Genomic DNA, 16,566 nt, shown 5'->3' on the forward strand with positions numbered 1-16,566 from the left:
GTACGCAGCCGTCGGCATGCGGCACCGCCATCTTGAGCCCGCGGGCGGGCCGCCCGAATCCGTGACATCACTGGTCCATCGCCGAGGACCGGCTCGGCTCCGTGGGCCGAGCCGGTCCTTCCACGCCGATGGTCCCGCGGTGGCGCGGGCCGGTCATGAGCAAGCCGTACTCACATGGGCGATCCGGCGCTCCCCGCTCCGGGCCACTCCATCGGGGAGTAGCGAATACTCCGGAAACGGCGCGGCGGCGGAGCGACGATTTTTTCGTATTGCTGGATCCGCTTGCTGAATCCGCATCGCGGAAACGACCGGGAGGAGATTTCCATGACCGCGCCCGAGGCGCCCGAAACGGCGAAGAAGGACTCCGCGCGCCGCCGAATGATGATCGGAACCGCGAGTGTCGTGGTGGCGGCACTCGCCATCGGAATCGGGGTGTACGCCTACGATTCCGATGACGACGACTCCGGCTCCTCACGGGCGGGTGGGAAGTCCGGCTCCGAATGGATCGAGGAGTCCTTCTTCGCCCAGGTGCCCAAGGACGGGGTGTTCGAGACGCACCGGGGGAACCTGCCGCTTGCGGTGTTCCCGTCCGGGATCGCGAAATTCACCGAGCCCAAACTGCAGAAGGCATTCGCCCTGGGAGGCAAGCTCCGCGACAAGAACGGCAAGGTCGTCGGTTTCTCCACCGAGATCGAGGAAGTGCTGCCGGAGACCGACTTCGCTTCGGGCAAGATGATGACCCACACCGTCTGGACCCTGTTCTTCCCGGGCCGCGGATCCCTCGTCCTCGATCAGATCGAGAACTCCACGAAGGTCGCCACCAAGGTCTTCAAGCCCGCCTTCGCCAGCAAGAAGCCCTGGGTGGGGAAGCTGAAGGCGAACACCACCGCGGGCCCCCGCAAGGACGGCCGCGGGACGATCCTCGGCGGCACGGGAGCGTTCGCGGGCATCCGCGGCAGTGGTGTCGAGATCGCCGACCTCAAGCGCTTCGACCCGGCCACCGGGGGTCTGGAGGGCGTCTTCGAGCTGCGCTTCCGCTACAAGCTGCCCCACCGCTGACGCGTGCCGCCGCCGTCGCCCCGGCCGTCGCCGTCGGCGGCGGCCAGCGCCGCGTAGGCGGCCCGGATGATGCTCAGCCGGCGGGGGTCCATGGCGCTCCGGGTCTCCCGCATGCGGTTGGGGACATAGGCCAGGGCCATCCGCCGATCGGGGTCGATCAGGCAGAACGACCCTCCCGAACCACCGGAGAAGGCGCCCCGCGGAGCGGGCAGCGGCAGCTCCGGCGACTGCAGCAGCCAGCTCATTCCCCATCGGGCGGGCGTCAGGAACGTCCGGTCGACCCCGTTGGTCTGCTCCTCGAACGCCCTGCGGCACCCGGCCTCCGAGATCAGCCTGACCCCGAGCGTCTCGCCCCCGTTCGCCAGCAGCGACTGGACCGCGGCGAGCCCCCGCGCATTGGCGATACCGCCCATGGCGGGCAGCTCGGCCTGCCGCCATTCGGGCGTCCACGCGATGGTATGGGTCTCCTGGTGCATCGGCGGATTCCCGATGATCTCCCGCAGCGGATGGTCCACCGGCCTGCCGGAGAACATGTCGTCCAGCGGAATCACGGGGGAGACCCGGTGGTGCTCCTCGGGGGCCAGCCCGATGTAGCAAGGGGCCCCGAGCGGCCCGGCCAGTTCCTCGGCGAGGAACCGCCCCAGGCTCCGCCCGGTCACCCGGCGGACCACCTCGCCGATGATGCTGCCCTGCGTATACGCGTGATAGCCGCTGGCCGTACCGGGCTTCCACCGCGGCCGCTGCCGGGCCAGCAGTTCCACCGGCTTCTCCCAGCCGTAGAGGTCCTCGAAGCTGATCTCCTCGTCCCACGTCGGCAGCCCGGCGGCATGCCCCAGCACATGCCGGATCAGCACCCCCTCCTTGCCGCACCGACCGAACTCCGGCCAGTACCGCGCCACCGGCTCGTCCAGACCGACCTCGCCCCGGTCCGCCAGCAGCAGGACGCACATCGCGGTCAGATTCTTCGAGGACGACCAGACCGCCGTGACATCGTCCCGGTCCCACAGCCGCCGGCGCTCGATGTCGAAACAGCCGCCCCAGACGTCGAGGACCGGCTCTCCCTCAATGAAGATCGCCACGGAGGCGCCCAGGTCGGCGCCGCTCGCGATGTTTTCCGCGAGAACGTCACGGACGCCTTCGAAACGCTCGTCCCAGCTACCGAATATCTCGTGCATAGGGCCGACCGTAAGGCGGCGGGGAATGCATCGACGACGCTCACGGAGGATTCGAGTAACCATTGCTCAGTGTGTGGAGTCAGGTCCGGGTATTGAAGGGTACGCCGCCCGGCCTGGCGTTGTCGCATCCGAATTCCGCGTTCATGAGGTTGTCGCGCGGTGCGGTGCCGGGAAATCCGCCCACGAGCGGAGGGCGGCGCCGGCCATGGCGACGTTTCCCGGGCGGCTCATCGCCGGAAATCCCTTTCGTGCCCGCGCCGTTCACACCCGCGTCCGCGCGGGGGCGTCCGAGGCAGCAGAAATAGTGTGCCAAGCGAGCCCATTCCGCCTCGGGACGTGCGGGAAGGCGCCCGACGGAGGCGATGTGCCCGTCGGGCGCCTACGCGCTCGGCCGCTGTCGGCCTCTAGAAGAACCCCAGCTTCTTCGGCGAGTAGGACACCAGCAGGTTCTTCGTCTGCTGGTAGTGATCCAGCATCATCTTGTGCGTCTCGCGGCCGATACCGGACTGCTTGTAGCCGCCGAAGGCGGCGTGGGCCGGGTAGGCGTGGTAGCAGTTGGTCCAGACGCGGCCCGCCTGGATGGCGCGTCCGGCGCGGTAGGCGGTGGAGCCGTCGCGGGTCCAGACGCCCGCACCCAGGCCGTAGAGGGTGTCGTTGGCGATCTCGATCGCCTCGTCGAAGCCGGAGAACCGGGCGACCGCCACCACCGGGCCGAAGATCTCCTCCTGGAAGACCCGCATGTGGTTGGCGCCTTCGAAGATGGTGGGCCGGACGTAGTAGCCGCCCTCCAGTTCACCGCCGAGCTCGGCCCGGGTGCCGCCGGTGAGGATGCGGGCGCCCTCCTGCTTGCCGATGTCCAGATACGAAAGGATCTTCTCGAGCTGGTCGTTGGACGCCTGGGCGCCGATCATGGTCTCGGTGTCCAGGGGGTGTCCCTGCACGATCTTCTCGGTGCGGGCCACGGCCGCGTCCATGAACTCCTGGTAGTGGCCGCGCTGCACCAGCGCCCGCGACGGACAGGTGCACACCTCGCCCTGGTTGAGGGCGAACATGGTGAAGCCTTCCAGCGCCTTGTCCCGGAAGTCGTCGTCGGCCGCCCAGACGTCGTCGAAGAAGATGTTCGGGCTCTTGCCGCCCAGTTCCAGGGTGACCGGCTTCAGGTTCTCGCTCGCGTACTGCATGATCAGGCGGCCGGTGGTGGTCTCACCGGTGAAGGCCACCTTGGCCACCCGCGGGCTGGAGGCCAGCGGCTTCCCGGCCTCGACACCGAAGCCGTTGACGATGTTGACCACGCCCGGCGGCAGAAGATCCGCGATCAGGTTCATCCACACGTGGATCGAGGCGGGCGTCTGCTCGGCGGGCTTGAGGACCACCGCGTTGCCCGCCGCGAGCGCCGGGGCCAGCTTCCAGGCGGCCATCAGGATCGGGAAGTTCCACGGGATGATCTGCGCGACGACACCCAGCGGTTCATGGAAGTGGTACGCGACCGTGTCGTCGTCGATCTCGGAGAGACTGCCCTCCTGGGCCCGGATCGCGCCCGCGAAGTAGCGGAAGTGGTCGATGGCCAGCGGGATGTCGGCGGCCAGCGTCTCCCGCACCGGTTTGCCGTTCTCCCAGCTCTCGGCGACCGCCAGCTCCTCGAGGTGCTGTTCCATCCGGTCGGCGATCTTCAGCAGGACGGACGACCGGTCCCCGGGCGCCGTACGGGCCCAGGCGGGTGCTGCCGCGTGCGCGGCGTCCAGGGCCCGTTCGACGTCCTCGGCGGTGCCCCGGGCGATCTCGGTGAACGTCTTCCCGTTGACCGGACTCGGGTTCTCGAAGTACTTCCCCTGGGCGGGCGGTACGTACGCGCCGCCGATCCAGTGGTCATAGCGCGGCTGGTAGCTGACGACCGAACCCTCGGAGCCCGGGGTTGCGTATCGCGTCATGGGGCGGCCCTCCCGTGGGTGTTCCTCTTCTCGGCCGCTCGCCCGGGAACCACCGCACCTCGGCGGTGTCCCTCGTGGCTGCGGCACTCCTCGTCGAAGACGGAACGACGGTAGGCACCGGGACGTTGCGCGGACGTTGCGCCGTGCGGAGCATTCCGGCCAGTGGATCGGTCAGGTCACGGGAGCGGAGCGGACGCCGGGCGTCTCAGGCCAGCCCGTACGCCTCACGCAGCCGCCGCACCCGCGCCGCCGGGGCCGCTCGGGCCGGGGTTCCCTCGGGTGCCGCCGCCACCAGTGCCTCGGCCACCTCGAGGTCGTCCTCGCCCCACGGCGTCTGCGCCCAGCGCCGCAGGAGGTCCGGATCGGCGCGGGACAGTACGGCGCGGCGCAGTCCGTCCTCCAGGGCCTGTCGCATCCGGCTGACACCCGGCGCCTCCGACAGGGGGAGCAGGGGCCCCGGATAGGCACCGAGGGCCGTGTGCGGGTTGCCCGCGGACAGCGCGTCGGCCGCCACCGCCACATCGGTGCGGACCGGTGCGCACAGCCGGTAGGGGCGCGATCCCAGCAGCGGTCCGACGAGCCGTCGCAGCCGGGAGAGTTCGGCGCGGAGGGTCACCGGGGACTGGTGGTCGGCCCGGCGGCCGTACAGCTCCAGCGCCAGCCGGTCGCCGCTGAGCCCCTCCGGGTGGCCCGCGAGCAGCACCATGATCTCGCTGTGCCGCCGTCCCAGCCGCAGCCGGCGGCCGTCGGTCACCAGCAGCGCCTCGTCACGGCCCAGCGCCGACAGGCTGATCCGCGGTCCGGGCGGGCGCGGCGCGGTGGCGGCGAGCTGTGCCTCGGCGGCGCGGGCGGTCGCCTGCACCAGGGCCAGACTGTGCGGGGCGGCCAGGTGGTCGCCCCCGGTGATGTCCACCGCGCCCAGCAGCCGTCCGGTGTGCGGATCGTGGACCGGTGCGGCGGCGCAGGTCCACGGCTGTACGGTGCGGTTGAAGTGCTCGGTGGCGAAGATCTGCACCGCGTGGTCGACGCTGAGCGCCGTGCCGGGCGCGTTGGTGCCCGCGTGGCGCTCGTCCCAGCGTGCCCCGGCCACGAAGTTCATCCGCTCGGCCCGGTCCCGTACGCCGGTGTGTCCCTCGACCCACAGCAGGCGGCCCTGTTCGTCGCAGACCGCCATCAGATGGGCGCCGTCGTAGGCGATCGTGCCCAGCAGTTCGCGGAACAGCGGCATCACCCGGGCCAGCGGATGGTCGGCCCGGTACGCCTCCAGCGTGTCGTCCGCCAGCTCGATCGGCGCCACGCACTCCTGTGCCACCCGGGCATCGGCCGAACGCCGCCACGAATCCGCCACCACCGGGCGGACGGCCGGATCCACCGCCCCCTCCGTCAGGAACTCCTCATGGGCGCGGCGCACGGCGCGGGTGCGCTCCGCGGGGTTCGTACCGGGTGTCATCGCCAGCCAGGGATTGACGTTGACCACGGGGGCCTCACTCAGCAGTACGGGCGGGTGGGCGGAGGGCTCAGGTGGGGAGGGACGGGGCGGGTGCGACGCCGGGTGGCGAGGCGTAGCCGCAGGAGTGACAGATCTTCCACCCGTCCTGGTTGACCGCGAGATGGCCACCGCAGTTCGGGCACTGCTCGGAGCTCATGATCGATCCTTTGGTTCATACACGGGCGGTGTGGGGCCGCCGGCGTTCAGATTTCCTTGTGAGGCGGATGCCCCGCAATAGTCAGAACAAGTCGCGTTCAGGTACGGCGTGGCGCCTCTCCGCGTTCATGCGGCGGTGCGGTGCCCCAGTGCGCCCCCGGCGTCGGCACGGATGCCTCGAATGCGACGATGAGGGCGTCATGGAAGCGGGGCGCGGACTACGGGCGCTGCGGGCAACGGTGTTCGCGGCGGTCTGTGTGCTGCTCGCCGCACTGGGCCACGCGGTGATGTCCGGTACGGGCGTGCCGTGGTGGGCCGTCACGGCGGCCGTGCTGGTCACCGGTGGTGCGGCATGGGCCGTGGCGGGCCGGGAGCGGGGGCCGCTGCTGGTCACCGCCGCGACCGTGGGGGCGCAGTCGGCGCTGCACCTGGGTTTCACGTTCGCGCAGAAGGTCACGGCGGGGGCGGCCGGGGCGCCGGGGGCGGCGGCCGGGAGCGGCCATGTCCATCACACCGGGCACCTGGCGCACGCACCCGCGCACGCCCACGCCGCCATGGACACGATGGCGATGCACGCCGCGCCGACGCACTCCATGACGTCGCACGCCGCCATGGGGCATGACGCCATGAGTCACGCCGCCATGAGTCACGCCGCCATGGGGAACGGTGCCGTGGCGGACGCCGTCATGGGGCATGGCGCGCTCGGCATGTGGTCCGCCCACGTCCTGGTCGCCCTGCTGTGCGGGATGTGGCTCTCGGGCGGTGAACAGGCCGCGTTCCGGCTCTTCCGGCTCGTCCGCACCCGGGCCACGCGCCTCTTCGCACCCCTGCTGGCCCTGCTGCTGGGCGCCGCGCCGCCGCCCGGCCCGGTGCGCCCGCGCGCCGCCGGTGAGGGCACCGCGCAGCGGCTGCGCCGACTGCTGCTCGTCCATGTCATCGCCACCCGTGGTCCACCGGTGCCCTCCGCCGTCCCCGCCCGCTGACGGGCGATCCGCGACGGCACGCGCACCGAACCATGTCACCGGACGACCGGCCGCTCAGCGGCGTTGTCCGGAATCCAGGAAGGACCGCAGGCGATGACCCCTGCCCGCAGCCGCCCGGCCGTGCCACGACGGCATCCGGCCCCGGCCACCCACCCCGCCCCGGCAGCCCCGGGGAACTCAGTCCCCTTCGCGGCCCATCTCGTCCAGGCGTGCTGCCAACTCCCGCAGCTCCCGGGCCCGTTCACCCCAGTGGCGGCACTCGGGGCACCGCCGCAGATGGGCATCGAGCGCCCCGTCCGGCACCTCCGGCGGGAGCGCCTCGCCGTCGACACGGGCGGAAAGGGCGGTACGGAACGCTGCGCAGCTCACCTCCCCATCGTCGCCGACGGTGTCCGCCGCGCGTCCGGAGGTCCCCGTGCCGGAGCGTGACGACGAGACCGTGACGGCCTGGGCGCTCGCCGCACGCGGTGGTGACCCCGACGCCGTCGACCGCTTCATCCGGGCCACTCAGCGAGATGTGTGGCGCTATGTGTCCCGGCTGAGCGATCCGCAGTCGGCCGACGACCTCGTCCAGGAGACGTATCTGCGCGCGCTGCGCGGACTGCCGCGCTTCGAGGCCCGCTCCTCCGCGCGGACCTGGCTGCTGTCGATCGCCCGCCGCGCGGTCGTCGACCGGCTGCGCCGCAACGCGGCGCGTCCGCGGCTTTCGGACACCGCCGACTGGGAGGCGGCGGCGGAACGCACCCAGTGCCGGGGGCTGCCGGTCGTCGGCTTCGACGACGGCGTGGCGCTGACGCAGCTGCTGGCGCTGCTGCCGTACGAGCGGCGTGAGGCGTTCGTGCTGACCCAGATGCTGGGGCTGCCGTACGCCGAGGCCGCCGTCGTCGCGGGCTGTCCGGTGGGCACCGTCCGCTCCCGGGTGGCCCGGGCCCGTGAGGCGCTGATCGGTGAACTGACGGCGCCGGACCCGTCCGACGGCCCTCCGTCGCCCCTGCCCGAACCCGCCCTGGCGGGTACCGGGTGACGACCGGCCCGGCCGGTCCCGCCTCCGTGGTGTGACCGGCCGGGCGCCTCCGCGACTCCCGCGCCGGGAGACCGCACGCGGCTGGGCCGCGCCCCGTGGACGCCGCGGGGTCCGCCCCGCCCGGGGCGAGGTCCGCCCACGGGGCTGTCGGAGTGTCCCGGTGCGCGGTGGCGACTGCCCCGAAGGCACCGCGCCTGTCCGGGGCCGTCCACCTGCCCGCTGGCCGACAGCCTCCGCAGGTCCGCGACGCCCTGGTGCAAACCGCTCAACCCTTCCCTCCCAGCTCAGACGCTCTCTCACCTGGGATCAGGGCTCCGAGATGGCCCTGCACAAGCAGTTCAGCACCGCTACCGACATGCCGGTCTTCTTCTGCGACCCCGGCAGCCCTTGGCAGCGCGGCTCGAACGAGAACACCAACGGCCTGCTGCGGCAGTACTTCCCCAAGAGCACCGATCTGGCCCGCTACAGCCGCGAAGAACTGGACGCCGTCGCCGCCGAGCTGAACAGCCGGCCCCGCAAGACGCTCGGCTGGGAGACCCCAGCCGAGCGGCTCGCCAGGCTCCTGGAGACGGCCAGTTGATCACTGTGACTCGACGACCGCCGGAATGCGCCTCTCGGCGGTGGGAGGTGTCACGCGGGTAGCGTCAGCCCCAACAACCTGACGCGGAATAGCCCGCGTAGTTGTCGTTGTAGACGTAGAACCAACCGTTGCCGTTCGATGTCCCGCAAGCGGTATACCGACCGCCCAGGATGACGCTATTTGTGCCACAGGCCCACGTCTGCCCCTTCAAGGCAGTGGTCACCAGAGCGGCACTGGTACTGGTACTGGTGCGGATGGCCACGTTTTCCACTGCTGTCGCCTTGCCGTCGTTACAGGCCGTGTTGGACCTGGGCTGGGTCGAGTCATCCGCCGCACCGGCAACTCCCGGAAGGGCAAGGCCGACGGCGGCGGCAACCGCCAGCGTGACAGCCAGTCTCGATCGCATGATCTTACCCATTGAGCCTCCTTTGATCGGCTTTTATGCAGTAAGCACCGACAAGTAGCGCCCGAGCTCCGCACCCCGTCAAGCGCCCTGTATGAGGTTGACCTGTTTTCAACGTGAGCTCTTGATTGAGGAACTGGAGACTCGTCGGCCGGGTGCAGCCGCCAGGAGCTGGACGCTGCTGCCGCCGAACTCAACAACGGCCCACTCAAAACGCTCGGCTGGGGTGTCCCAGCCGAGCGCCTGCATACACTGCTCGCCATCACACGTCAGTGATCACGTGTTGCGACGATCCCCGGAATCCGCCGAACGGGCGGGGGCGGCCGGGCGGAGCCCGCCGGCCGGGCGGGCAGCGGCCGCGCCGCACGATCCGCCCGTCTGAGCCCCGGGTGACGCCGGGGCACCCGAGCCGCCCGGCCGCCCGCCGCCGGGTGACACTCTCCTGAGCCCCGGGCAGGGCCGCTGATCCGGACCCGCCCGTCCCCGCGGCGGTTTCCTCACGCCGCGTACGGCACGGCATGCGCGCCGAGTGGTCACGGCCGTCGTCGGAAGGGGCCCGTGCCGCGTGGTCATCCGCTCAGCCGGCCACCGCGGTGCCCGGCCGGACGGCCACCGCCTCCACCCGGACGCGCCCGCTCTCGCGGAAGTGCAGCACGAACGGTACGCGGTCCCCGGCCCGCAGCCGCCCGGGCGCGGGCCGGAGCATCACATCCAGCTCCTCCGCCGACATCCGCAGGGTGGTGCGGGCGGGAACGCGGGCCGAGGACACCATCCGCATCGAGCCCGCGCCACGCCGGACGATCCGTCGGCTGAGCATCGCGCTGTCGGCCAACGGCGTGGTGACACGCAGGAGTTCGTCCTCCGCGCCACCGGTGTTGCGGAGGTCGAAGAAGGCGGCGGTGGCCTCGGGGTTGGAGGGCAGCAGCACGCGGGCGCGGGCGACCGCCACATCGGCGGGGGAGCCCGCGGCACCGGAGGCGGTCCAGGCCACGAGTCCGAGGAGGGCGAGGGCGCACGCGACGACGGGCGCGAGGGCGGTACGCAGCGCGGAGGCGGTCATCTGCCGGACCTCCCCGGCGTTCCGCGTCGCCCGGATGGCATGACGACGAAAGCCGCGACGGCGGTCAGGGGCGCGGCGTACCTGGCGGGAGGGGGCTGACATGCGGTCACCGCCGCATCGTGGCACGGCCGAAGCCGCCCGTCCGCCCTCCGGCCGCCCGGCGCCGGGTGACATTCCTCCCGCCCGCCCCGGGGAACCGGAGGGTCCCGTCGGACGACGCGGCGCCCGTGTGGGCGGGGAGCCGTGCTCCGGCTCCCCGCCCCGGGGGGTGGTGCGGTGGTGCGGGGGTGGTCAGCTGATGGACTTGATCAGTTCACCGTTGCCGGTGTCGCCGCTGAGCTCCCAGAAGAAGGTGCCGCCCAGCCCCTGCTGCCGCTTGTAGGCCATCTTTCCGGCGATGGTGGCGGGAGTGTCGTAGCTCCACCACTGGCTGCCGCAGCGCGCGTAGGCCGTCCCGGCGACGGTGCCGGTGGCCGGGCAGGAGTTCTTGAGGACCTTGTAGTCCTCGATGCCCGCCTCGTACGTTCCCGGTGCGGCGCCGGTCGCCGTGCCGCCGGGCGTGCTCTGGGTGACGCCGGTCCAGCCGCGGCCGTAGAAGCCGATGCCCAGCAGCAGTTTGGAGGCCGGGACACCGAGCCCCTTGAGCTTCTGGATCGCGGCGTCGGTGTTGAAGCCCTGCTGCGGAATGCCGTTGTAGGAGGTGAGCGGGGAGTGCGGGGCGGTCGGGCCCTGGGCCGCCCAGGCACCGAAGAAGTCGTACGTCATCGGGTTGTACCAGTCCACGTACTGGGCCGCGCCCGCGTAGTCGGCGGCGTCGATCTTTCCGCCGGAGGAGGCGTCGGCGGTGATGGCCGCGGTCACCAGGTTGTTCTGCCCGAACTTGGCGCGCAGTGCGGACATCAGCTTGGGGAAGGCGGCCCTGCCGCTGGTGTCACAGCTGTTGCCGCAGGCGTTGGGGTACTCCCAGTCGATGTCGATACCGTCGAAGACATCGGCCCACCGCGGGTCCTCCACCAGGTCGTAGCAGGACTGGGCGAAGGCGGCGGGGTTCCTCGCGGCCTCGCCGAACCCGGCGGACCAGGTCCAGCCGCCGAAGGACCACAGCACCTTGAGCTCCGGGTGGAGCTTCTTGAGCTTGCGGAGCTGGTTGAAGTTGCCGCGCAGCGCGCCCGCGTCCCAGGTGTCGGCCTTGCCGTCGACGCTGGTCGCCGCGTCGTAGGCCTTGTCGTAGTCGGCGTAGGCATCGCCGATGGCGCATTTGCCGCCCGTGACGTTGCCGAACGCGTAGTTGATGTGTGTCAGCTTCGCCGCCGAGCCCGAGGTCTCGATGTTCTTCACGTGGTAGTTGCGCTGGTATATGCCCCATTCGGTGAAGTAGCCGATGACCTTGTTTCCGGCCGCTTTCGCGTCGGTGGTGTGATCCGCGGCGGCACGGGCCGCGGGGGCGGGGGTGGTGCCGGTCGTGTCCCGGCGGTCGCCGGCCACGGCCGAACCCGCCAGCAGGGTGGCGGCCAACACCGCCGTACAGAGCGCCGCGAGAGCGGCGAGCAGTCCGCGTGGTCTGAGCATGGAATCTCCTCGGTGGGGGGTGAGGGGAGAGTGAAGTGCCCGACGACCTGCCGAGATCTTGACATGCACGCGCAGGGCGCGGTGCACAAAAGGTAGAAGGACTAGACCAGTGGGGTCAATGGTCTGGGCCAATGCTCTTCCGTTGTCGTGCCCGGTCCCTGCCCGGATTCCGTCCGCCGCCGGTCCGCCGTCCGTACGCCGCCGGTCTCCGTCCGCCCGTCCGCCGCCTGTCGGAGGGGCCGCCCGCCCCGTCCGGGGTGCCGTCCCGCGCGCTGTCCGAGAAGCTGTCCGAGAAGGTGGTTGAAGATCGGCCGACCGGTGACGGAGGGCTGCCGATCGGGCATACTCCAACCGCCGCGGTGCAGGTCATCACCCGCTCGAGACCCGATGGGAACCGGCCGGCCGACGGTGACAACGGCGGTGCCGCCCCACCCCCGGCCGCCCGCCGCCGCGCGCCCGACAGGGAGAGGAGAGCGCCGCCATGACCGACCACGGCCCGCAGCCGGTGGAACGCGAACTGCCCACCGAGGAGGCCCGCGATCTGATCGCGCTCGTACGCGAGCTGATCGACCGCGAGATCCGGCCCCGTGCCGCGGAGGAGGAGGCGGCCGGCCGCTTCCCCCGCGAGCTGTTCACCCTGCTCTCCGAATCCGGGCTGCTGGGGCTGGTCCATCCCGAGGAGTACGGCGGCGGCGGCCAGCCGTACGAGGTCTACCTCCAGGTCCTCGAGGAACTGGCCGCGGCGCGGCTCACGGTCGGCCTCGGGGTCAGCGTGCACACCCTGGCCTGCCACGCGCTCGCCGGGTTCGGCAGCAAACAGCAGCTGGCCGAGCATCTGCCCGCGATGCTGGGCGGCGGACTGCTCGGCGCGTACTGCCTGTCCGAGCCGTCCTCCGGTTCCGACGCCGCCGCCCTGACCACCCGTGCCACCCGCGACGGCGACACCTGGACGCTGGAGGGCACCAAGGCGTGGATCACCCACGGCGGTGTCGCCGACTTCTACACCGTGCTCGCCCGCACCGGCCCCGAGCGCACCCGTGGCATCAGCGCCTTCCTGGTACCCGGCGACGCCCCCGGGCTCAGTGCCGCCGCGCCCGAGCACAAGATGGGCATGAGCGGCTCGCCCACCGCCCAGATCCACCTCGACGGCGTACGGATCCCGGACGCGCGGCGCGTCGGCGACGAGGGGCAGGGCTTCGCCATCGCGCTGTCCGCCCTCGACGCGGGGCGGCTGGGCATCGCGGCGTGTGCGGTCGGCGTCGCCCAGGCGGCGTTGGACGAGGCGCTCGCGTACACCGTGCAGCGCCACCAGTTCGGGCGGCCGATAGCCGACTTCCAGGGGCTGCGCTTCATGCTGGCCGATATGGCGACCCAGATCGAGGCGGGGCGGGCGCTCTATCTGACCGCCGCCCGGCTGCGGGACGCGGGCCGCCCGTTCTCCAAGCAAGCGGCCATGGCCAAACTGTTCTGCACCGACACCGCCATGCGGGTCACCACGGACGCCGTCCAACTCCTCGGCGGATACGGCTACACGGCGGACTTCCCCGTGGAGCGGTTCATGCGCGAGGCGAAGGTGCTGCAGATCGTGGAGGGCACCAACCAGATCCAACGGGTCGTCATCGCCCGTGCCCTGGCGGGCCCGGAGAGCCGCTGACCGGCACCGCCGCCGGTGTGGCGGTCCGGGGGCGCGGCGATGCCGGGCCCCCGCCGCCCGGCAGGACAGGGCCTAGACGCGCGGCGCCGTGCCCCGGCGCAGCACCGGCATGCTGAGCGGCCGCGATCCGGGGCCGCCGATGTGCGAGAACGGCTGGGTGCGCCAGTCCAGACCCTCCGGCAGCGTCAGCAGCAGTGCCGCGTCCTGCTCCTGGACGTCGAGCGAGGCGTCGGCGGGGGAGGTGTCGGCCACCCCGCGCCCCGTACCGGCGCACACCGTGAGCCCGAACGGGTCCCACGGGGACGGGCACAGCGCATGCTCGGGGAGGATGTCCTCGTCCGCGAGCAGGGCGATGGGCCGCGCGCACTCCGGGCAGACGACCCGGAACATCTCGTAGGTCTCGTTCTCGTGGGATTCGACGTCGCCTTCGTCGAGGCGCTCAAGGTAGGGCATGAGTTTCCCCCTCGGGTGGGCTGGCCAGGCGCGTCGGCCTCGACCACAGCAAGCATTTCCCGCACCGCCCGGGAGGTAATCTCCGCACTTCCGCGGACGCCGCCGACAGGATGTGGCGTTCGTCACATGCCCGGCGCAGATGCGGTGAACAAGGGCCGTACGGCCCCCGTCCGGGTCCTGGGCACCCGCTGTGCCGGATCGCCCGCGACCACATAAGGTGATCGGCTGTGGAGGAGTTGGACAGACAAATCGTGGAGCTGCTCGTCAAGGACGGGCGGATGAGCTACACGGACCTGGGCAAGGCCACCGGCCTGTCCACATCGGCCGTGCATCAGCGGGTCCGCCGCCTTGAGCAGCGTGGAGTGATCCGCGGCTACGCCGCCGTGGTGGACCCGGAGGCCGTCGGCCTGCCGCTGACCGCCTTCATCTCGGTGAAACCCTTCGACCCCAGCGCTCCCGACGACATCTCCGAGCGGCTCGCCGAGGTGCCCGAGATCGAGGCGTGCCACAGCGTCGCGGGGGACGAGAACTACATCCTCAAGGTGCGCGTCGCCACCCCGCTGGAGCTGGAGCATCTGCTCAGCCGGATCCGTTCGCTGGCCGGGGTCTCCACCCGCACCACCGTGGTCCTCTCCACTCCCTACGAAGCGCGCCCGCCGCGCGTCTGACCGGCCCCGGGCGCGCCCGCCGGGCGTGTCCCCTCCGGATCCGGCGCGCCCGGCGCGCGCCACCCGGAATCCACCCGCGAAACCCGCGAAACCCGCGGATCCCCGCGCACACCCACCCCGCGAGAACCGACCCCACGAGGCAGCCCGCCGTGAACGACCCCACCCCTGACCGGACCGCCGAGGGCCGCACCGTGCTGCTGCGCGGCGGCGAGGTCCACAGCCCCGCCGATCCGTTCGCGACCGCGATGGTCGTCGAGCGGGGCGCCATCGCCTGGGTCGGCTCCGAAGGCGCCGCCGACAGCTTCGCCGACGGGGTGGACGAGGTGATCCAGCTGAACGGGGCGCTGGTGACGCCCGCGTTCACCGATGCGCATGTGCACACCACCGCCACCGGACTCGCCCTCACCGGACTGGACCTCTCCGGTGCCCGGACGCTCGCCGACAGCCTGGAGCGGGTCCGTGCCCACGCCGCCGCCCGCCCCGGGGACCGGGTGCTGCTCGGGCACGGCTGGGATGCCAGCGGCTGGCCCGAGGGCCGTCCGCCCCGCCGCGCCGAGCTCGACGAGGCCACCGGCGGCCGGCCCCTCTATCTGACCCGGGTCGATGTGCACTCCGCGGTCGTCACCACCGCCCTGCTGGATCTGGTGCCGGGCGTGTCGGACCTCGCGGGGTACCACCCCGACGCGCCGCTGACCGGCGCCGCCCACCACGCCGTACGCGCCGCCGCCCAGGGAACCGTGACCCCGCGGCAGCGCGCCGACGCCCAGCGCGCCGCGCTGGCCCACGCCGCCTCACTGGGCATCGGCTCGCTCCACGAGTGCGCGGGCCCGGAGATCTCCGGCGAGGACGATCTGACCGGACTGCTGGCACTGGCCGCGGCCGAGCCGGGGCCGCGGGTGTTCGGGTACTGGGCCGAGGCCGCCGAGAGCGCCGCCGACCTGGAGAAGACGCGTGCGCTCGGCGCGCTCGGCGCCGCCGGTGACCTCTTCGTGGACGGTTCCCTCGGTTCCCACACGGCGTGTCTCCACCAGCCCTACGCCGACACGCCGCACACCGGCACCGCCTACCTGGACCGGGCCGCCGTCACCGCCCATGTCGCCGCCTGCACCGAGGCCGGGGTCCAGGCGGGGTTCCACGCCATCGGCGACGCCGCCGTCGGCGCCGTGGTCGAAGGGGTGCGCGCCGCCGCCGAACGGGTCGGTCCGGCCCGGGTGCGCGCCGCCCGCCACCGCGTGGAACACGCCGAGATGATGACCCCCGAGACCATCGCGGCCTTCGCCGAACTCGGCCTCACCGCCTCCGTCCAGCCCGCCTTCGATGCCGCCTGGGGCGGCGAGGAGGGCATGTACGCCCGGCGTCTGGGCGCCGGACGGGCCCGGACCCTCAATCCGTACGCGGCCATGCTGCGGGCCGGAGTGCCGCTCGCGCTCGGCTCCGACAGTCCGGTCACCCCGCTCGACCCCTGGGGCACCGTGCGCGCCGCCGCCTTCCACCGCACCCCTGAGCACCGCGTGTCGGTCCGCGCGGCCTTCACCGCGCATACGCGCGGCGGCTGGCGGGCCATCGGCCGCGATGACGCGGGTGTCCTGGTACCCGGCGCGCCCGCCGACTACGCGGTCTGGCGCACCGGTGAGTTGGTCGTCCAGGTGCCCGACACGCGGGTCGCCGGATGGTCGACCGATCCGCGGTCGGGCACGCCCGGCCTGCCCGATCTCACCCCCGGCGGTCAACTGCCCGTGTGCGTGCGCACGGTGGTCGGCGGACGCACCGTCCACCTCCGGCCGGACGAGTGACGCGCGGGCGCCCCGTACCGCCGAACGATGTTCCCCCGGCCTGTCGCGGCATCTGAACACCGTCCGTACTGACCTGGTCATTTGAGGAAACGGCGCAGGTCATGCGGCTGTTGACAGGGTGCGGTCGGTGGCCGGTAGGTTCGGCCGAGTCCACCACTGGACGCCCGACCGGGGAATCTTCACGCAGTCGTCGAACGCCGCTGGGCCAGAGGGAGACGCACCGCACCGGTGCGCCACCACTGGGAGCCAGGTCCAGCGCACGGGGGCGAGGGAGGGATCGCCGGGTCGGCAGGTGCGACCCGGGAGGGGCCCGGACGCTCAGTAGACAACGGCTCTCGGTCGACCCGCAGCCAGCGGGTCCCAGGTCGGCCCGAAGGGCGTCGGGCCCCCATCCGCACGCACACGGCGGACCGCCCCCGGCCGCGGGGGCGGCGCCGCCGAGCCCCGGGAACCCGGCCGTGGCGGTGGCCGAAGCGTCCGCACCCCAGGAGCACATTCCGTACCTCGGGACCACTTCCGCGCGCTCGCGTTATACGGTCACCTCACCACAGCACGCATTGCAGGAAGGCCGA

At 72.1% G+C, this 16,566-nt stretch carries 15 protein-coding genes and 1 pseudogene; 7 read left to right on the top strand and 9 right to left on the bottom strand.

Going from position 1 to position 16,566, the window contains the following annotated elements; translation table 11 throughout:
- Nucleotides 1-324 precede the first annotated feature (324 nt).
- A complete protein-coding gene (locus AC07FT_RS27660; RefSeq protein WP_479178558.1) occupies nt 325-1,059 on the top strand; it encodes a hypothetical protein in 735 nt (244 codons plus the stop codon).
- On the opposite strand, the gene AC07FT_RS27665 is transcribed toward AC07FT_RS27660, so the two are convergent.
- From AC07FT_RS27665 to AC07FT_RS27680, 4 genes are all read right to left on the bottom strand, one after another.
- Complete coding sequence (locus tag AC07FT_RS27665) at nt 1,038-2,234, bottom strand: serine hydrolase domain-containing protein (protein WP_479178560.1); 1,197 nt, start codon at nt 2,232-2,234, stop codon at nt 1,038-1,040. The genes AC07FT_RS27660 and AC07FT_RS27665 overlap by 22 nt on opposite strands.
- 404 nt (nt 2,235-2,638) lie before the next feature.
- Entirely contained in the window at nt 2,639-4,162 is a 1,524-nt protein-coding gene (exaC, locus tag AC07FT_RS27670; protein WP_479178562.1) for an acetaldehyde dehydrogenase ExaC, read from the bottom strand.
- 205 nt (nt 4,163-4,367) lie between these two features.
- Entirely contained in the window at nt 4,368-5,612 is a 1,245-nt protein-coding gene (locus tag AC07FT_RS27675) for a GAF domain-containing protein (protein ID WP_479178617.1), read from the bottom strand.
- Nucleotides 5,613-5,679: 67 nt separating this feature from the next.
- Nucleotides 5,680-5,808: a hypothetical protein gene (locus tag AC07FT_RS27680; RefSeq protein WP_303331592.1), complete on the bottom strand. Its 129-nt coding sequence runs from the start codon at nt 5,806-5,808 to the stop codon at nt 5,680-5,682.
- A 199-nt stretch (nt 5,809-6,007) separates the two neighbouring features.
- On the opposite strand from AC07FT_RS27680, the gene AC07FT_RS27685 reads away from it, so the two are divergent.
- Entirely contained in the window at nt 6,008-6,790 is a 783-nt protein-coding gene (locus tag AC07FT_RS27685; protein WP_479178564.1) for a hypothetical protein, read from the top strand.
- Nucleotides 6,791-6,967: 177 nt separating this feature from the next.
- Here AC07FT_RS27685 and AC07FT_RS27690 read toward each other — a convergent pair whose 3' ends face one another.
- Complete coding sequence (locus AC07FT_RS27690; RefSeq protein WP_479178566.1) at nt 6,968-7,159, bottom strand: zf-HC2 domain-containing protein; 192 nt, start codon at nt 7,157-7,159, stop codon at nt 6,968-6,970.
- Nucleotides 7,160-7,205: 46 nt separating this feature from the next.
- Here AC07FT_RS27690 and AC07FT_RS27695 point away from each other — a divergent pair, with 46 nt between their 5' ends.
- Both AC07FT_RS27695 and AC07FT_RS27700 read left to right on the top strand, forming a co-directional pair.
- Entirely contained in the window at nt 7,206-7,814 is a 609-nt protein-coding gene (locus tag AC07FT_RS27695) for a sigma-70 family RNA polymerase sigma factor (RefSeq protein WP_479178568.1), read from the top strand.
- 200 nt (nt 7,815-8,014) lie between these two features.
- Nucleotides 8,015-8,394: pseudogene (locus AC07FT_RS27700) on the top strand (IS30 family transposase); the annotation flags it as partial.
- Nucleotides 8,395-8,458: 64 nt separating this feature from the next.
- On the opposite strand, the gene AC07FT_RS27705 reads toward AC07FT_RS27700, so the two are convergent.
- The 3 genes from AC07FT_RS27705 to AC07FT_RS27715 all read right to left on the bottom strand — a co-directional run bounded on the left by AC07FT_RS27705 (nt 8,459) and on the right by AC07FT_RS27715 (nt 11,426).
- The gene (locus tag AC07FT_RS27705; protein WP_479178569.1) at nt 8,459-8,812 is read right to left on the bottom strand and encodes a hypothetical protein; all 354 of its coding nucleotides are present in this window, start codon (nt 8,810-8,812) and stop codon (nt 8,459-8,461) included.
- Nucleotides 8,813-9,374: 562 nt separating this feature from the next.
- Nucleotides 9,375-9,857, bottom strand: a complete 483-nt coding sequence (locus AC07FT_RS27710; protein ID WP_479178570.1) for a copper chaperone PCu(A)C — start codon at nt 9,855-9,857, stop codon at nt 9,375-9,377.
- Between the two features lie 291 nt (nt 9,858-10,148).
- Nucleotides 10,149-11,426 (bottom strand): glycoside hydrolase family 18 protein, encoded by a 1,278-nt coding sequence (locus tag AC07FT_RS27715; protein ID WP_479178571.1) that lies wholly within the window; start codon nt 11,424-11,426, stop codon nt 10,149-10,151.
- A gap of 481 nt (nt 11,427-11,907) precedes the next feature.
- Here AC07FT_RS27715 and AC07FT_RS27720 point away from each other — a divergent pair, with 481 nt between their 5' ends.
- On the top strand, nt 11,908-13,080 hold the full coding sequence (locus AC07FT_RS27720; protein WP_479178572.1) for an acyl-CoA dehydrogenase family protein: 1,173 nt from the start codon (nt 11,908-11,910) through the stop codon (nt 13,078-13,080).
- A gap of 72 nt (nt 13,081-13,152) precedes the next feature.
- Here the strand turns inward: AC07FT_RS27720 and AC07FT_RS27725 are convergent, their stop codons facing one another.
- A complete protein-coding gene (locus AC07FT_RS27725; protein ID WP_479178573.1) occupies nt 13,153-13,533 on the bottom strand; it encodes a hypothetical protein in 381 nt (126 codons plus the stop codon).
- Nucleotides 13,534-13,760: 227 nt separating this feature from the next.
- Here AC07FT_RS27725 and AC07FT_RS27730 point away from each other — a divergent pair, with 227 nt between their 5' ends.
- On the top strand, nt 13,761-14,201 hold the full coding sequence (locus AC07FT_RS27730; protein WP_020866923.1) for an Lrp/AsnC family transcriptional regulator: 441 nt from the start codon (nt 13,761-13,763) through the stop codon (nt 14,199-14,201).
- Between the two features lie 149 nt (nt 14,202-14,350).
- Entirely contained in the window at nt 14,351-15,994 is a 1,644-nt protein-coding gene (locus AC07FT_RS27735) for an amidohydrolase (protein ID WP_479178574.1), read from the top strand.
- The last annotated feature ends 572 nt before the right edge of the window (nt 15,995-16,566 follow it).

Source organism: Streptomyces sp. NPDC045899, from assembly GCF_056431485.1.

What these genes read in the sequence shown, in the direction of transcription:
- AC07FT_RS27660 (WP_479178558.1), top strand. Translation starts at nt 325, where the DNA reads ATGACCGCGCCCGAGGCGCCCGAAACGGCGAAGAAGGACTCCGCGCGC.
- AC07FT_RS27720 (WP_479178572.1), top strand. Translation starts at nt 11,908, where the DNA reads ATGACCGACCACGGCCCGCAGCCGGTGGAACGCGAACTGCCCACCGAG.
- AC07FT_RS27725 (WP_479178573.1), bottom strand. Translation starts at nt 13,533, where the DNA reads ATGCCCTACCTTGAGCGCCTCGACGAAGGCGACGTCGAATCCCACGAG.
- AC07FT_RS27685 (WP_479178564.1), top strand. Translation starts at nt 6,008, where the DNA reads ATGGAAGCGGGGCGCGGACTACGGGCGCTGCGGGCAACGGTGTTCGCG.
- exaC (WP_479178562.1), bottom strand. Translation starts at nt 4,162, where the DNA reads ATGACGCGATACGCAACCCCGGGCTCCGAGGGTTCGGTCGTCAGCTAC.
- AC07FT_RS27705 (WP_479178569.1), bottom strand. Translation starts at nt 8,812, where the DNA reads ATGGGTAAGATCATGCGATCGAGACTGGCTGTCACGCTGGCGGTTGCC.
- AC07FT_RS27675 (WP_479178617.1), bottom strand. Translation starts at nt 5,612, where the DNA reads ATGACACCCGGTACGAACCCCGCGGAGCGCACCCGCGCCGTGCGCCGC.
- AC07FT_RS27665 (WP_479178560.1), bottom strand. Translation starts at nt 2,234, where the DNA reads ATGCACGAGATATTCGGTAGCTGGGACGAGCGTTTCGAAGGCGTCCGT.
- AC07FT_RS27680 (WP_303331592.1), bottom strand. Translation starts at nt 5,808, where the DNA reads ATGAGCTCCGAGCAGTGCCCGAACTGCGGTGGCCATCTCGCGGTCAAC.
- AC07FT_RS27710 (WP_479178570.1), bottom strand. Translation starts at nt 9,857, where the DNA reads ATGACCGCCTCCGCGCTGCGTACCGCCCTCGCGCCCGTCGTCGCGTGC.
- AC07FT_RS27715 (WP_479178571.1), bottom strand. Translation starts at nt 11,426, where the DNA reads ATGCTCAGACCACGCGGACTGCTCGCCGCTCTCGCGGCGCTCTGTACG.